This window comes from Sciscionella marina DSM 45152 (genome assembly GCF_000379465.1).
In the GTDB taxonomy this organism is placed as follows: Bacteria; Actinomycetota; Actinomycetes; order Mycobacteriales; family Pseudonocardiaceae; genus Sciscionella; species Sciscionella marina.
In genome coordinates, this window is record NZ_KB905381.1 from 835,195 (window position 1) to 850,902 (window position 15,708).

Genomic DNA, 15,708 nt, shown 5'->3' on the forward strand with positions numbered 1-15,708 from the left:
TCACCGAGAAGAGTGCGTCAGATGTGCTCTGAAGCTGACCGCGCGCTGGTCACCGCCCAGCTCGGCCGTGAGCCGAGGGGAATGCGCGCGGTCGCCTTCCGTTGTCCGAGCGGGCATCCCGCCGTCGTGCAGACCTCACCGCGGCTGCCCGACGGCACCCCGTTCCCCACTCTCTACTACCTGACCTGCCCGAAACTGTGCTCGCTCGTCGGCACGCTCGAGGCCTCCGGCCTGATGAAGCGGATAACCGAACGACTCGCCGAGGACCCCGGGCTCGCCGAGGGGTACGAGCGCGCACACCGCGACTACCTCGCCGAGCGGGACGCCATCGAATCGCTCGGCACCGAGGTGAGCGCGGGCGGTATGCCCGGGCGGGTGAAATGCCTGCACGTGCACCTGGCGCACGCCCTGGCCAGGGGGCCGGGAGTGAACCCGGTCGGCGATGAGACCCGTGCGCTCATCGAAGAGTCCTGGCCAGCGGGGGAGTGCGCACGAATGGACCATTCACGCGGGTAACTTCGGCGAAATAGCTGACAGCGCCGGTCAGTGTCGAGCAAGCTGGTATCCGGGTCGGGAGCTACACCGAGGGGAGAAGGCAGTGACTGACCGGAGAGCACCGGACAACAGAACCCAGGAGACGCGCAGGGCCTCGAAGCGCAGCCGGGCCGTGCTCGCGGCCGCCTTCGTCGTCGGCGCGGGGCTGGTCCCGGCCGCCGCGTTCGCGGGCAAGCTGGATGTGGCGCCGGCCGCCGAGACACAGCAGGCGAAACCGGCGAGCCTGGGCAACGACGACGGGCTGTGGCGCCTGGACGGGGTGGGGGCAAGCGGTACCCGAGGGATGAACGCCAAGCTTTCCGACAAGGTTCTCGAGGAGGCCGGTGACCCGGCCAGACTCGCCGTGGCAGCCGGGCCGCTCGCCCAGCTGCCCAGCGGCCCGCTCGGCATCCCCGGGGTCGCGCTCGAGGCCTACAAACACGCCGCCACCGAGCTCGCCTCGCTCGACAAGGGCTGCAATCTGCCCTGGTCGCTCGTCGCGGCCATCGGGCGGATCGAATCCGGGCACGCCAGGGGCGGTCAGGTCGACGCGCACGGCAACAGCCTCGCCCCGATCCTCGGTCCGGTGCTGGACGGGACGAACGGCACCGCCGACATCGCCGACACCGACGGCGGGCGGATGGACGGCGACCCGGCGCACGATCGTGCCGTCGGCCCGATGCAGTTCATTCCCTCCACCTGGCAGCGTTACGCGGCCGATGGCAACGGGGACGGAAAGGCGGACCCGAACGACATCTACGACGCGAGTGCGGCCACCGGGAAACTGCTGTGTTCCTCCGGGGCGAACCTCGGTGATCCGCAGGCTCGCGCCGCGGCCGTGTTCGGCTACAACCACTCCAACGACTACGTGCGTAATGTGCTGATCTGGTCGGCCGCCTACGCCTCCGGGGTGCGACCGACCGCGATCGCCCCGAGTGTCGCCGGGCTGCCCCCGGTGTCCGCGCCGAACCCGCAGCCGGTGCCACCACAGCCGCCCGCACCGCAACCACCGCCTGCGCAGCCCCCGGCACCGCAGCCGACGCAGCCGCCGAGCTCGCCGCCTCCGGGCAGCCAGCCGCCCAGCAGCCAGCCGAGCACTCCGCCGCCGAGCACCCCGCCGACGAGCCCCACGCCGAGCTGTCCGCCGCTGCCGACACCGGATCCGAGTCAGCCGCCGCCGTCGTCGACGTCGTCGACCACCACCACACCGCCGCCGAGCGTCCCGCCCGGATGCCCGGTCCCCACACCGACGCCGAGCCCGACTCCGCAGTCCCCGGCGCCGTCCGGGAGTTCGCTTTCGGAGGCACCGGTCTCGGCCACACCCGCGATCCAGCCCTAGCAGGCGCCGCCCAACGCGCGAGCCGGCGCGGGACCGGGACTCCGATACTGTTCCGGTACGGCACACGGCGTGCCGTTCCGGAACACAACCGAAGGGGGCTGCATGTCGCGCGTCGCGGCCATCGACTGCGGTACGAACTCCATCCGCCTGCTCATCGCGGACTTCGACGGGTCCGGCTCGGCCACGGATGTGCACCGCGAGATGCGCATCGTCCGGCTCGGGCAAGGCGTCGACGCGACCGGGCTGCTCGCCGCGGAGGCCATCGAGCGCACCAGGGCGGCGCTCGTGGGCTACGCGGCCCGCTGCACCGAGAAGGGGGTCGAACGGATCCGCATGGTGGCCACTTCCGCCACCCGGGACGCGGCGAACCGGGAGGATTTCTTCGCCATGACCCGCGAGGTGCTCGGCACCGAGGCCGAGGTGATCAGCGGGGACGAGGAAGCCCGGCTCTCCTTCGCCGGAGCGGTCGCAGCCGCGCCCGAAGAGGAAGGCCCGTTCCTGGTCGTGGACGTCGGCGGGGGCTCGACCGAGCTGGTCCTGGGCACCCTGACCGGGGGAGAGGTCGCGGTCGAGGCCGCCCGCAGCGTGGACATCGGCTGTGTGCGGCTCACCGAACGCTGCCTGCATTCGGATCCACCGAGTGCGGCCGAGCTCGCCGAGGCCGAACGGGTCGCCGCCGAGGTACTGGCGTCCGCCTTCGAGGTGGTCCCGGTGGACCGCGCCCGCACCTGGATCGGGGTCGCGGGCACCGTGACCACACTGTCCGCCGTCGCCCAGGAGCTGCCCGCCTACGACTCGGACCGCACCCACGGTTCGGTGCTCTCGACGGAGCAGATCAGGGCCACCGAGGCGCGCCTGGCCGCGCTGAGCACCGAGCAGCGCCGCGCGCTCGGTCCCGTCCACGAAGGGCGGGCCGATGTGATCACCGGGGGCGCGGTGGTGGTGCGGGTGCTCGCCGAACAGCTCGCCGAGCGCGCCGGGATCGGGCGGCTGCTCGTCAGCGAGAAGGACATCCTCGACGGCCTTGCCACGTCGATTGCCTGACCGCTATCGCAGCACGAACCGTAATCAATACATTCGGTTACCGAATGGCGAGTAACAAGCTGTCTTCCGTGAAGAGTTAAGCAGAAGGCACTGCGTCGACCGTACTTGGGCGGTAGATTGCCCTGGTGGTGGTTACGCTCCGCTGACATAATGATGGACCCGATCGGTCGGGAGGCTGGATCGAGTGAGAGGTCGAATCCCTCGGCGGCGGTCGAACGGGCGATACCGACCGGCCGCAGGGGAACGGGTCGAGTGCTTGCCGGTTTGTCCGTTACTCGGGGTGAATTGCACGCTGGGTAGTCAATTTGTGGCCATGCGCTGCTCAAGCACTCGGACGGGCAATGATGTGACGTGTTCGTAACCTCGAGACCGTTACGCAAAGTCACAATTGGAGCTACGGTCTCTCCGGTACAACCATGCTCGGCACAAGGCGGCTCGTGCGCCGACCCGACGCCAGCGAGTCCCTTTTGGAGGAAGATGAGATGCGGTTGAGGTCGAAGGTTTCGGTCCTCGTGCTGCCTGTCGTGTCCGCGCTCGTGCTTGCCGGGTGCGGTGGTGGCGGGGGAAGCTCCTCGGGAGACGGGGTGATCTCGCTGCTGGGGAACGACCCGCAGAACCCCTTGATCCCGACGAACACCCAGGAGACCGAGGGTGGCAAGATCGTGGATGCCATGTGGTCGGGCTTGCTCAAGTACAACCCGGACACGGGTAAGGCCGAGAATGAGATGGCTACTTCGATCACGCCGAGTGAGAAGAACACCGTCTTCGACGTCAAGTTCAAGAAGGGGTGGAAGTTCCAGGACGGGACCGAGGTGAAGGCGGACAACTTCATCAATGCCTGGAACTACGGCGCCTATGCCCCGAACGGGCAGAACAACGCGGACTTCTTCTCCGACATCAAGGGGTACAACGACGTTCACCCGGAGGATGAGAAGGCGAAGCCGGCCACGGACAAGATGTCGGGTCTGCAGAAGGTGAACGACTACGAGTTCAAGGTGACCCTGAGCTCGCCGAACATCACCTTCAAGCAGAAACTCGGGTACACGGCCTTCTACCCGATGCCGGATCAGTTTTTCAAGGCCCCGGACAAGAACAAGTGGGCGAAGGACAAGCCGATCGGCAACGGTCCCTACCGCTTCGACGAGTACAAGCCCTCGGTGGAGACCAAGCTGAAGCGGTTCGACCAGTTCAGTGGTCCGGACAAGCCGCAGCCCAAGGAAATCGACTTCAAGGTCTACCAGAACCAGGACGCCGCCTACCGTGACCTGCAGGCGGGCAACCTGGACTTCATGGAGGTCGTGCCGCCGTCCGCGCTGGCCGGGAACAAGTACAAGACCGACCTCGACGGCCGGGTGCTCAACGGCCCGCTGATGACCGACGAGGCCATCGCCATTCCCGAGTACCTGAAGGAGCCGGCGTTCAAGAACCCGGACTTCCGGCACGGTATCTCGATGGCGATCAACCGTGCCGAGATCAGCAAGCAGATCTTCAACGGTTCGCGTGAGCCCATCGACGGCTGGCTGCCTCCGAGCGTTCCCGGCGTGCAGAAGGGCGCCTGTGGCGAGTTCTGCCAGTACAACCCGCAGAAGGCCAAGGAGCTCATTCAGAAAGTGGGTTGGAAGGGCACGATCCCGATCCAGTCGAACGCGGATGCGGGGCACAAGGAGTGGATCGAGGCGGTGGCGAACTCGATCAACAAGACGCTCGAGGGAACCGGTGTCAAGGCTCAGTTCTCTCCGGTGCCGACCTTCCAGGTGCTGCGCCAACAGGAAGCGGGCAAGCAGCTCGCCGGCTGGACCCGTTCGGGCTGGAACTTCGACTTCCCGTCCCCGGACAACCAGCTCGCCGCGCTGTACAAGACCGGTGGCAGCACGAACATCACCGACTACTCCAACCCGAAGCTCGACCAGATGCTCGAGCAGGCGCGCGAAGCGGCTACCGATGACGAGGCGAACAAGGACTACGCCGAGGCCGAGAAGATGCTCGTCGCGAATATGCCGCAGATCCCGCTGTGGAGCGAGACCGGGACGGCCGCCTATTCCGACAAGATCAAGTCGGTGAAGGAAAACAAGATGAAGCGCGTCGCGGACGTTACCTCGATCGTGCTGAACAACAACAAATCCTGAGTCGATTCGGGTGGGAGCCGCGGGGAGCTCCCGCCCGAATCTTCATCAAGCTTTACTACTGGTTTTATTCTTGATGTTCTAATCTTCTCTCGAAGAGTTCGGGTTTTTTGCACAGGAATCGAACGAAGGGGTAGGATATGCGATCGCTGCGCAAGGGTGCGTCGCTCGCTCTTCCGCTCACCGCCGCACTCGTGCTCGCCGGCTGCGGCGGTGGTGGCGGCTCGGCGGCCTCCGGTGACGGGGTCATCTCGATCCGAGGGGGTGACCCGCAGAATCCTCTGCTTCCTACCAATACCCAGGAAACCGAGGGGGGCATGGTGGTCGATGCCCTCTGGTCGGGGCTGGTGAACTACGACCCGGAGAGCATGGCTCCGGAGAACGAGATGGCCACCTCGATCACGCCGAGCGAGAAGAACACCGTCTTCGACATCAAGTTCCAGAAAGGCTGGAAGTTCCACGACGGCACCGAGGTGAAGGCGGACAACTTCATCAATGCCTGGAACTACGGCGCCTATGCCCCGAACGGGCAGAACAACGCGGACTTCTTCTCCGACATCAAGGGGTACAACGACGTTCACCCGGAGGATGAGAAGGCGAAGCCGGCCACGGACAAGATGTCGGGTCTGCAGAAGGTGAACGANTACGAGTTCAAGGTGACNCTGAGCTCGCCGAACATCNCNTTCAAGNNNAANCTNGGNTACACNGCNTTCTANCCGATGCCNGANNNNTTNTTCAAGGCCCCGGACAAGAACAAATGGGCGAAGAACCCGGTCGGCAACGGCCCGTTCAAGTTCAAGTCCTATCAGCCCGCGGTCGACACCAAGATCGTGCGGAATGACAACTATCAGGGTAAGGACAAGGCCCAGATCAAGGAAGTCGATTTCAAGATCTACCAGAACCTGGATGCGGCCTATCGTGACCTGCAGTCGGGCAACCTGGACTTCATGGAAGCCATGCCGCCGTCCGCGCTTGCCGGGGACAAGTACAAGAAGGATCTCGACGGCCGGGTACTCAACAACGATCTGACCACCTCGACGAACGTGGCGGTCCCCGAGTATCTGGACAACCCGGCGCTCAAGAACCCGGACTTCCGGCACGGCCTCTCGATGGCGATCGACCGGGAGCAGATCAGCAAGCAGATCTTCAACGGATCCCGCAAACCCATGGACGGCTGGGTTCCGTCCGCCGTGCCGGGCTCGGCCAAGAACGCCTGTGGCGAGTTCTGCCAGTACAACCCGCAGAAGGCCAAGGAGCTCATTCAGAAGGCGGGTTGGAAGGGCACGATCCCGATCCAGTCGAACGCGGATGCGGGGCACAAGGAGTGGATCGAGGCGGTGGCGAACTCGATCAACAAGACGCTCGAGGGAACCGGTGTCAAGGCTCAGTTCTCTCCGGTGCCGACCTTCCAGGTGCTGCGCCAGCAGGAGCAGTCCTTCAAGCTCTCCGGTCTCGTACGGTCCGGGTGGAACTTCGATTACCCGTCCCAGGACAACATCCTGCTCGCGCTGTACAAGACCGGAGGCAGCACGAACATCACCAAGTACTCCAACCCGAAGTTCGACGCTGCCATGCAGGAAGGGCTCGAGGCGCCGACCGACCAGGAGGCCAACCAGAAGTTCTCCGAAGCCGAGAAACTGCTCGTGAACGACATGCCGCAGATTCCACTGTGGACGGAAACGGGGACTGCCGGATACTCGGACAAGATCGCTTCGGTGAAGCTGAGCAAGCTCAAGCGCCTGCCCGTACTCACCACGATCAAGCCCAAGAGTTCCTGACGGGAAATTGAGGGGTCACAGGATGCGCGTATCGCGCAAGGGGGTCTTGCCCGCACTACCGCTCGCCGCCGCACTGGTGCTCGCCGGTTGCGGCGGCGGGGCGGGCAAGGCGGAGGACGGAACCGTCACTCTGTACGGGAACGATCCGCAGAATCCGCTGATTCCGAGCAATACCCAGGAATCCGAGGGTGGCAAGATCGTGGATGCCATGTGGTCGGGCTTGCTCAAGTACAACCCGGACACGGGTAAGGCCGAGAATGAGATGGCTACTTCGATCACGCCGAGTGAGAAGAACACCGTCTTCGACGTCAAGTTCAAGAAGGGGTGGAAGTTCCAGGACGGGACCGAGGTGAAGGCGGACAACTTCATCGACGCCTGGAACTACGCCGCCTACGCTCCCCATGCGCAGAACGACGCCGCATTCTTCTCCGACATCAAGGGGTACAAGGATGTGCACCCCGCGGACGAGAAAGCCAAACCGGCCACGGACAAGATGTCGGGTCTGCAGAAGGTGAACGATTACGAGTTCAGAGTGACCCTGAGCGCGTCGAACGTCACCTTCAAGCAGAAACTCGGCTATAACGCGTTCTACCCGATGCCCGCGCAGTTCTTCGCCGCGAAGGACAAGGACCAGTGGGCGAAGAAGCCGGTCGGCAACGGCCCCTTCGAGTTCGCCGACTACCAGCCCTCGGTGCAGACCACGCTGCGGCGCTGGGACGGTTACGCGGGCAAGGACAAGCCGGCCGTGGACAAGGTCGAGTTCAAGGTCTACCAGAGCCAGGACGCGGCCTACCGCGATCTGGAGTCGGGAAACCTGGACTTCATGGAGATGGTCCCGCCCTCCGCGCTGGTCGAGGACAAGTACCAGAAGGACCTGGACGGGCGGACCCTCGGTGGAACCGTGATGAGCGATCAGTTCCTCGCGATCCCGCAGTACCGCGATCCCGCCTGGCGCAATCCGGATCTGGTGCACGGCATCTCGATGGCGATCGACCGCGCGCAGATCACCAAGCAGATCTTCAACAATGCGCGTAAGCCGATGGATGGTTTCGTACCGGACAGTGTGCCCGGTTCGGCGCCGAACGCCTGCGGGCAGTACTGCGAATACCATCCGCAGCAGGCCAAGGCACTGGTCCAGCGCAGTGGCTACCGGGGAACGATCCCGATCCAGTCCAACGCCGACGGCGGGCACAAGGAGTGGATCGAGGCCGTGGTGAACTCGGTGAACAAGGCGCTGCAGGGGACCGGGGTGTCCCTGCGGTTCGATCCGGTGCCGACCTTCCAGGTGCTGCGCCAGCAACAGCAGTCCCATCAGCTCACCGGGATGACCCGCGGGACGTGGAACTACGACTTCCCGTCTCCGGACAGCGAGCTCGCCGCGCAGTACGAGACGGGCGGCAGCTCCAACTTCATCGATTACTCGAACCCCGGCTTCGACGCCAAGCTCAAACAGGCCCGGGCCGCTTCGACCGAGCAGGAGGCGGCCGCGGACTTCGGGGCGGCAGAGCGGCTGCTCACTGCGAGCATGCCGCACATTCCACTGTGGAGCGAGCAGGGGATCGCCGGATACTCCGACAAGATCAAGTCGGTGAAACTGAACAAGCTCAAGCGGGTAGCGGACCTGAGTTCGATCCGGTTGGCCAAATGATCCGTATTGGACTGTCCACAATGGATGAGAGCAAGAGGTAGCAGTATGCGATATCCACGCAAGGGAGCGTTGCTCGCACTACCGATGGTGGCGGCACTCGTGCTCGCCGGCTGCGGCGGGGGCGGAGCGGGCTCGGGTGATGACTCCGTCTCGTTCTACAACACCGAGCCGGAGAACCCGCTGCTCCCGGGTGACACCAACGAGAACGGCGGCTCCAATGTCGTCGACCTGATGTGGACCGGGCTCTACAGCTACAACCCGGACACCGGGAAGCCGGTCCCGCAGATGGCCGATTCGGTGCAGAAGACCTCACCCACCACCTATGACATCAAGATCAAGAAGGGGTGGAAGTTCCACGACGGCACCGAGGTCAAGGCGAAGAACTTCGTGGACTCGTGGAACTACACCGCCTACGCGCCCAACGCCATGGTGGATGCCAACTACCTGCACGCCATCAAGGGCTACGAGGACGTGCACCCGGAGGACGAGAAAGCCAAGCCGAAGACAGACAAGATGTCCGGGCTCCAGGTCAAGGGCGACTACGAGTTCGCCGTGACACTGTCCGCGCCGTTCTCCACCTTCGACAAGCAGCTCGGCTACGAAGCCTTCTTCCCGATGCCAGACCAGTTCTTCAAGGCACCGGACAAGGAGAAGTGGGCGGATCACCCCATCGGCAACGGCCCGATGAAATTCGTCGAGCGTCGGCCGAACACCTACATCAAGATGACCCGCAACGACGGGTACCAGGGCTCGAACAAGGTCAAGTTCAAGAACGTAGAGTCGCGCATCTACAGTACGGCTGAGGCCGGATATCAGGACCTGGTCTCGGGCAACCTCGACTTCGACGACACGCTGCCCCCGCTTGCGCTCGCGGACGGCAAGTACAAGCAGGACCTCAAGGACCATAACGCGCAGAAGAACTCGATGACCTTCGGCTACCTCGGGCTCCCGCAGTACGTCCCGCAGTACCGGGACCCGAATCTGCGCAAGGCGCTCTCCCTGGCCATCGACCGGGAACAGATCGCCAAGCAGATCTTCCACGGCACGCGGAGCCCGGCCGACGGCTGGGTGCCGCCGGTGATGGACGGCGCGCAGCCCGGTGCCTGCGGGGATATGTGCAAGTACGATCCCGCCAAGGCCAAGGAATTCCTCGCCAAGTCCGGCTACAAGGGCGAGATCTCGATCTCCTCGAACTCCGATGGCGGTAACAAGGAGTGGATCGAGGCCGCGTGTGGCTCGATCACCAAGACGCTCGGACTCAAGTGCCGGCTGGACATGCAGACCAGCTTCGGCCAGTTCAACCAGGTTGTCCGGGCGAAGAAGAACCCGGGCGCGTTCCGTGGCACCTGGGTCGCCGATTACCCGACGGTGGAGAACTTCCTCACCCAGCTCTACGGCACCGGCGGTTCGGCGAACAAGTTCGAATACTCGAACCCGGCATTCGACAAGAAATTGGCCGAGGCCGCCGCAGCGCCCGATTCGGACAGCGGAAACAAGCTCTACAGCGATGCCGAGAAGATGTTGAAGAACGATATGCCGGTGATCCCGCTGTTCTTCTACAACGTCCCCTACGGCTGGTCGGACAAATTGTCGAAGGGTTCTTTCAGCTTGTTCAACAAGCCGTACGTACCCGGTTTCGAGCCGGCCAAGCACTGAGGTCACAATAGGCCACCAAGCCGACGGTGCCGCCGTCCCCGGAAGCCCGGATCGGGGCCGGTGGCGGCGGCACCGCCTCGACAAAACCCCGAGGAGAGGATAGATGGGCCGTTACATCCTTCGACGGCTACTACAGCTCATACCGGTGTTCTTCGGAACGACACTGCTGATTTACGTGCTCGTCTGGCTCGTACCGGGTGATCCGTTCGCCGGTAAATGTGGTGATCGTGCTTGTCCTCCGGCGTACATCGAGCAGATGACGCACAAGTACAACCTCGATCAGAACATCTTCGTCCAGTATTTCCTCTATCTCGGAAAGCTGTTCCAAGGCGATTTCGGGCAGACCTACAGTGGTGTGGACATCAGCACGCTCATCGGTCAGGCGTACCCGATCACGGTGCGGCTGGCGATCATCGCGCTGATCTTCGAAGGAGTCATCGGGCTGGCCGCCGGCATCATCACCGGCCTCGGGCGCAAGCGCTTCGTGGACAACCTGGTCATGATCTCGACCCTGGTGCTGATCTCGCTCCCGGTGTTCGTCACCGGCTTCATCATCCAGGTCGTGTTCGGCATGGACCTCGGCTGGATGTCGGTCACCGTCTCCTCGGACGCGCCCTGGGGTGAGCTGATCGCGCCGGGCTTCGTGCTCGCCAGCCTCTCCATGGCCTATGTGGCAAGGCTGACCAGAACCTCGATCAAGGAGAACAAGCGCGCGGACTACGTGCGCACCGCCATAGCGAAGGGGCAACCGCAGAAACGGGTCATCGGGATCCATCTGCTGCGCAACTCCGCGATCCCGGTGATGACCTTCCTCGGCCAGGACCTCGGCGCACTCATGGGTGGCGCGATCGTCACCGAGGGGGTCTTCAACATCAAGGGGATCGGCGGTCTCGTCAAACAGGGCATCGAGACCAAGGAGAGCATGCAGGTCGTCGGCCTGGTGACGATCCTGGTGCTGGTGTTCCTGGTGATGAACCTGATCGTCGACCTGCTCTACGCCGTTCTCGACCCAAGGATTCGCTATGACTAGTGGAGACGCCACCCTCGCTCCCGGAGTACCGGACCGGGCCGAGAAATCGCGCAGCCTCGGTGCGGACGCGTGGCGGGAACTGCGCACGAACCCGCTGTTCGTCATCTCCTGCGTGATCATCCTGATCATCGTGGTGATGATGGCCTTCCCCGGCCTGTTCACCTCCGTCGATCCGAACCTCGGCGACCTGTCCAAGGCGCGCCAGTCACCCGGCGGGGACGCCTGGTTCGGTTACGACACCCAGGGCCGGGACATCTTCTCCAGGGTCATCTACGGCGCCCGCGCCTCCATGCTGGTCGGTATCGGCGCCACGGTCGTCCAGGTGGTCGTCGGTGTACTGCTCGGCGTGCTCGGCGGGTTCTTCGGCCGCTGGGTCGACGTGATCATCTCCCGGATCGGGGACATTTTCTTCGGGCTGCCGTTCATGCTCGGCGCGATCGTCGTGCTCACCACGCTGAACCCGCCGCAGTCCAGCCCCGGCCAGGTGGCGATCATCCTGCAGGTGGTGCTGTCCATCGCGGTGCTGTCCTGGCCGATCTCGATGCGCCTGATGCGCTCGGCCACGCTGACCGCCAAGCAGCAGGACTACGTGAAGGCGGCACGCTCGCTCGGCGCGAGCACGCCCCGGATCATCTTCCGGCACCTGCTGCCGAACTCGATCGCGCCGGTGATGGTGTACGCGACTATCGCGCTCGGGGCGAACATCGGTGCTGAGGCGACCCTGTCCTACCTCGGTGTCGGTCTGCGCCCGCCGGTCGTATCCTGGGGCGTAATGGTCTCGGACGCGGCCACCTACTTCGAGACCTCGCCGCACATGTTGCTCATTCCCGCGGGATTCGTGACGTTCACCGTGCTCGGCTTCGTGATGCTCGGGGACGCGGTGCGCGACGCGATGGACCCGAAGAGCCGCTAGGAGACACGGTGACCGACATTCAGCAAGGCGGCGACACCGCCACGACCATGACCGAGGACGCACAGGGCCAACCGGCTCTCGAAGTCTCCGATCTGCACGTCGAGTTCCGCACCAGGGACGGCGTGGCCACCGTGCTCAACGGCGTCTCGTACCACGTGGACCCGGGGGAGACCCTTGCCGTGCTCGGCGAGTCCGGCTCGGGCAAGAGCGTCACCGCGCAGACGGTGATGGGCATCCTGGATTCCCCGCCCGGATTCGTCACCGGCGGCGAAGTCCGGTACCAGGGCGAGAATCTGCTCACCGCCACCGAGAGCCGCAGGGTCGCGGTGCGCGGGGAGGAGGTCGCGATGATCTTCCAGGACTCGCTCTCCGCGCTCAATCCGGTGTTCACCGTCGGGTTCCAGATCGAGGAGCAGTTCCGCATCCGGCGCGGGATGTCCCGCAAGGACGCGCGCAAGCGGGCCGTCGAACTGCTCGACCTGGTCAAGATTCCGAACCCGCAGAGCCGGGTGACCCAGTACCCGCACGAGTTCTCCGGCGGGATGCGCCAGCGGGCGATGATCGCGATGTCGCTCGCGCTCGACCCCGAGGTGCTCATCGCCGACGAGCCGACCACGGCCCTGGATGTCACCGTGCAGGCGCAGATCATGGACCTGCTCGGGGAACTGCAGCGGGAACGGAACATGGCGCTCATCCTGATCACCCACGACCTCGGGGTGGTCGCGGATGTCGCCGACCGGATCGCGGTGATGTACGCGGGTCGGATCGTGGAGTCCGGGGATGTCTACTCGCTCTACCGCAATCCGGCCCACCCGTACACCCTGGCGCTGCTCGAGTCGATCCCGCGGCTGGACGTCCGGGGGCAGGAGCTCAACACGATCAAGGGCCTGCCGCCGAACCTCATGCGGATCCCGGAAGGCTGCCCGTTCAACCCGCGCTGCACCCGCGCCGAGGACCGCTGCCGCACCGAGATGCCCGAACTGCACCAGCTCGGCGAGGGCCGGGCCAGCCGCTGCCACTTCGCATCGGAGCTGATCAACAATGGCTGAACCCATTCTCCAGGTCACCGATCTCGTCAAGCACTTCCCGGTGCGCCAGGGTGTGCTGTTCAAGCACATCGTCGGCCAGGTCAAGGCGGTCGACGGGGTGTCGTTCGAGCTGAACGAGGGGGAGACGCTCGGGGTCGTCGGCGAGTCCGGCTGCGGCAAGTCCACCCTCGCGCAGGTGCTGATGCGGCTCGAGGAACCGACATCGGGCAGCGCGGTCTTCCAGGGCAAGGACATGTTCTCGTTGCGCGGCAAGGACTTCAAGGCGCTGCGCCGGGACATGCAGATCATCCTGCAGGACCCGTACACCTCACTGAACCCGCGGATGACCGTCGGCGACATCGTCGGGGAACCGTTCGAGATCCACCCCGAGGTCGCGCCGAAGGGCAGCAGGGAGCAGAAGGTCCGGGAACTGCTCGATGTGGTCGGGCTCTCCCCGGAGCACCTGAACCGGTACCCGCACCAGTTCTCCGGCGGCCAGCGCCAGCGCATCGGGATCGCCAGGGCGCTCGCGCTGCGCCCGAAGGTGATCATCTGCGACGAGCCGGTCTCCGCGCTCGACGTGTCCATCCAGGCCCAGGTGATGAACCTGCTGGGGGACCTGCAGAAGGAATTCGGGCTCTCCTACGTGTTCATCGCGCACGACCTGTCCGTGGTGCGTCACCTGTGCGATCGGGTGGCGGTCATGTACCTCGGCAAGATCGCCGAGATCGGTACCGAGGACCAGATCTACGAACACCCGACGCACCCGTACACCCAGGCGCTGCTGTCCGCGGTTCCGGTGCCCGATCCGACGTTGCGCGGGCATCGCGAGGTCATCCGGCTGACCGGGGATGTGCCCTCGCCGATGGATCCGCCGTCCGGCTGCCGGTTCCGCACCCGCTGCTGGAAGGCGCAGGACATCTGCGCGCAGGAGACCCCGGCCCTCGAGGTCCGGGCCGGCGGGCACCTCTCGGCCTGCCACTTCGCCGAGGAGAAGCCCGAGGTCATCGCGGGCTGAAGACCGTGGCCGGGCGGCGGATCAGACCGGTTCGCCGACCCGGACCTCGGTGTTCGCCTGCCTGCGCCGCGCCGCGATCCGGCGCCCGACCTCCACGCAGCCGCACAGCAACAGCGCGAGACCGTAGGCCAGCAGCAGGCCCTTGAGCGGATCATCGGTGAACTGCGAGCCGCCGATGTAGCCGATGAGCACGCTGTAGGCGGCCCAGCCGCAGGCGCCGAGCGCGTCGAAGGCGAGGAACCGGCCGAACGGGTAGCGCATGCTTCCGGTCGCCATCCCGGTCGCGAACCGGCAACCGGGCAGATAGCGGCCCGCGATCACCAGCAGCGGGGTGTATTTGTTCGTCCGGGTGCGCACCCATTCGTAGCGGCGCCGGTTGCGTTCGGTGCGCTGCATCCTGCGCAGCAGCCCGGGCCCCGCGCGGCGCCCGATCAGGTGGCTCGCGCAGTCCCCGGCCAGTGCCCCGCCCGCGGCGACCGCGAACAACAGCAGCAGCCGCGCCGGATCCGGGCCGATCAGCACCGCGACGGTCACCACGGTCGTCTCGCTCGGGGAAAGCGGGATCACCGCGTCCAGTGCGGCGATGCCGAACACCAGCAGCCACAGCCAGGGCTGGTCCAGGTTCTCGCGCAGCACCGTGGTCAGGGTGTCCAGCAGCTCAAACATCGGTGCACACCGCCTCGTACGCGGCCGCGGCCAGCGCGCGCCGCTCGCCGTGGTGCGGGGCCTCGGGCCGGACGCGAACCCGCATGGTCAACTCACCGGCCCGCAGCACCCGCGCGACCGAACGCACCAGACTGTCCTCGCCGATATAGGCCGGGACGGTGCTCGGTTCCCCGCGCTGCAGATAGTCGATGCGCACCGGGCGCACGGGCGCGCCCGCCTCGATCGCCGCCTGGAAGGCAGCGCGCCGGAAGGTTCCGCCTGGCGCCCGGCACCAGGTGGTCGCCGCGGGAAACACCAGAACCGAACGGCCCGCTCGCAAGGTCGTGGCCAGGCTGGCCACCGCGTCCGGGAGGGAGCGGATCGACCAGCGATCGATGAACACGGTGCCCGCCCTTGCCGCCTGCCCGCCGATCACCGGCCATTCCGCGATCTCGGCCTTGGCAAGCTGGCAGGTCTGTTCGATCGCGAGCAGCCCGGGAATGTCCAGCCAGGAGATGTGATTGGCCACCACGAGGGTTCCGGTTTCCGCGGGCACACTCAGCCGGGTGGCGTTCGTGTCCACGGTGACCTCGAGGGCGTCGAGCAGCGCGGCGGCCCGGGCGCCGACCGGACCGGTTCCGGTGAGCGAGGCCGTGGCCCCGCGCAACCGGCGCGCGGCGGTCAGCCTGCCGGTCTTCGGTGCGCGGTGCGCCACGCAACCGGTGTCGCACGGCGAGCTGACCTGATAAGGGCCGGGCACCGCGGCCCGCGGCGTCGCAAGAGGGGTACGCAGCATGTTCACGTCGTCACGATCACAGTTCTCGAAGTGCCCCGGCGTCCGGGAACGCCCTGAATGAGCCCGGATACCCGACCCTGATCGACCATGCCCGTGAGTCAACCCGAGCACCGATTTCGTGCGCATTGACCCAGCCACGAGAACTCGGGGTATGGC

General features: G+C 65.5%; 13 protein-coding genes. 11 read left to right on the forward strand and 2 right to left on the reverse strand.

The window, feature by feature from the left end; genetic code table 11:
- The first annotated feature begins 21 nt into the window (after positions 1-21).
- The 11 genes from A37U_RS0109895 to A37U_RS0109945 all read left to right on the forward strand — a co-directional run bounded on the left by A37U_RS0109895 (position 22) and on the right by A37U_RS0109945 (position 14,111).
- Positions 22-516 carry a DUF501 domain-containing protein gene (locus A37U_RS0109895; protein WP_020496477.1) on the forward strand — a complete coding sequence of 165 codons (495 nt, stop codon included), beginning with the start codon at positions 22-24 and terminating at the stop codon, positions 514-516.
- Positions 517-598: 82 nt separating this feature from the next.
- Positions 599-1,873: a lytic transglycosylase domain-containing protein gene (locus A37U_RS43010; RefSeq protein WP_063712762.1), complete on the forward strand. Its 1,275-nt coding sequence runs from the start codon at positions 599-601 to the stop codon at positions 1,871-1,873.
- Between the two features lie 102 nt (positions 1,874-1,975).
- Positions 1,976-2,917 carry a Ppx/GppA phosphatase family protein gene (locus A37U_RS0109905; RefSeq protein WP_020496479.1) on the forward strand — a complete coding sequence of 314 codons (942 nt, stop codon included), beginning with the start codon at positions 1,976-1,978 and terminating at the stop codon, positions 2,915-2,917.
- 482 nt (positions 2,918-3,399) lie between these two features.
- On the forward strand, positions 3,400-5,043 hold the full coding sequence (locus A37U_RS0109910) for a peptide ABC transporter substrate-binding protein (RefSeq protein ID WP_020496480.1): 1,644 nt from the start codon (positions 3,400-3,402) through the stop codon (positions 5,041-5,043).
- 383 nt (positions 5,044-5,426) lie between these two features.
- A complete protein-coding gene (locus A37U_RS0109915) occupies positions 5,427-6,818 on the forward strand; it encodes a peptide ABC transporter substrate-binding protein (protein WP_476707419.1) in 1,392 nt (463 codons plus the stop codon).
- Positions 6,819-6,840: 22 nt separating this feature from the next.
- Positions 6,841-8,466: a peptide ABC transporter substrate-binding protein gene (locus tag A37U_RS0109920; RefSeq protein ID WP_040586888.1), complete on the forward strand. Its 1,626-nt coding sequence runs from the start codon at positions 6,841-6,843 to the stop codon at positions 8,464-8,466.
- A gap of 45 nt (positions 8,467-8,511) precedes the next feature.
- Positions 8,512-10,122, forward strand: a complete 1,611-nt coding sequence (locus A37U_RS43015) for a peptide ABC transporter substrate-binding protein (protein WP_020496483.1) — start codon at positions 8,512-8,514, stop codon at positions 10,120-10,122.
- 103 nt (positions 10,123-10,225) lie between these two features.
- Positions 10,226-11,152, forward strand: a complete 927-nt coding sequence (locus A37U_RS0109930) for an ABC transporter permease (RefSeq protein WP_020496484.1) — start codon at positions 10,226-10,228, stop codon at positions 11,150-11,152.
- A complete protein-coding gene (locus A37U_RS0109935) occupies positions 11,145-12,065 on the forward strand; it encodes an ABC transporter permease (RefSeq protein ID WP_020496485.1) in 921 nt (306 codons plus the stop codon). The genes A37U_RS0109930 and A37U_RS0109935 overlap by 8 nt, the downstream gene beginning before the upstream one ends.
- A 47-nt stretch (positions 12,066-12,112) precedes the next feature.
- Positions 12,113-13,114 (forward strand): ABC transporter ATP-binding protein, encoded by a 1,002-nt coding sequence (locus tag A37U_RS0109940; protein ID WP_026197056.1) that lies wholly within the window; start codon positions 12,113-12,115, stop codon positions 13,112-13,114.
- Positions 13,107-14,111, forward strand: coding sequence for an ABC transporter ATP-binding protein (locus A37U_RS0109945; protein ID WP_020496487.1), 1,005 nt, complete (start codon positions 13,107-13,109; stop codon positions 14,109-14,111). The genes A37U_RS0109940 and A37U_RS0109945 overlap by 8 nt, the downstream gene beginning before the upstream one ends.
- 21 nt (positions 14,112-14,132) lie before the next feature.
- Here the strand turns inward: A37U_RS0109945 and A37U_RS0109950 are convergent, their stop codons facing one another.
- On the reverse strand, positions 14,133-14,777 hold the full coding sequence (locus tag A37U_RS0109950; protein ID WP_020496488.1) for a DedA family protein: 645 nt from the start codon (positions 14,775-14,777) through the stop codon (positions 14,133-14,135).
- A complete protein-coding gene (locus tag A37U_RS0109955; protein WP_083933361.1) occupies positions 14,770-15,552 on the reverse strand; it encodes a lysophospholipid acyltransferase family protein in 783 nt (260 codons plus the stop codon). Before A37U_RS0109955 ends, A37U_RS0109950 begins: the two co-directional genes overlap by 8 nt.
- Between the last annotated feature and the right edge of the window lie 156 nt (positions 15,553-15,708).

What these genes read in the sequence shown, in the direction of transcription:
- A37U_RS0109895 (WP_020496477.1), top strand. Translation starts at nt 22, where the DNA reads ATGTGCTCTGAAGCTGACCGCGCGCTGGTCACCGCCCAGCTCGGCCGT.
- A37U_RS0109905 (WP_020496479.1), top strand. Translation starts at nt 1,976, where the DNA reads ATGTCGCGCGTCGCGGCCATCGACTGCGGTACGAACTCCATCCGCCTG.
- A37U_RS0109910 (WP_020496480.1), top strand. Translation starts at nt 3,400, where the DNA reads ATGCGGTTGAGGTCGAAGGTTTCGGTCCTCGTGCTGCCTGTCGTGTCC.
- A37U_RS0109920 (WP_040586888.1), top strand. Translation starts at nt 6,841, where the DNA reads ATGCGCGTATCGCGCAAGGGGGTCTTGCCCGCACTACCGCTCGCCGCC.
- A37U_RS43015 (WP_020496483.1), top strand. Translation starts at nt 8,512, where the DNA reads ATGCGATATCCACGCAAGGGAGCGTTGCTCGCACTACCGATGGTGGCG.
- A37U_RS0109930 (WP_020496484.1), top strand. Translation starts at nt 10,226, where the DNA reads ATGGGCCGTTACATCCTTCGACGGCTACTACAGCTCATACCGGTGTTC.
- A37U_RS0109935 (WP_020496485.1), top strand. Translation starts at nt 11,145, where the DNA reads ATGACTAGTGGAGACGCCACCCTCGCTCCCGGAGTACCGGACCGGGCC.
- A37U_RS0109940 (WP_026197056.1), top strand. Translation starts at nt 12,113, where the DNA reads ATGACCGAGGACGCACAGGGCCAACCGGCTCTCGAAGTCTCCGATCTG.
- A37U_RS0109945 (WP_020496487.1), top strand. Translation starts at nt 13,107, where the DNA reads ATGGCTGAACCCATTCTCCAGGTCACCGATCTCGTCAAGCACTTCCCG.
- A37U_RS0109950 (WP_020496488.1), bottom strand. Translation starts at nt 14,777, where the DNA reads ATGTTTGAGCTGCTGGACACCCTGACCACGGTGCTGCGCGAGAACCTG.
- A37U_RS0109955 (WP_083933361.1), bottom strand. Translation starts at nt 15,552, where the DNA reads ATGCTGCGTACCCCTCTTGCGACGCCGCGGGCCGCGGTGCCCGGCCCT.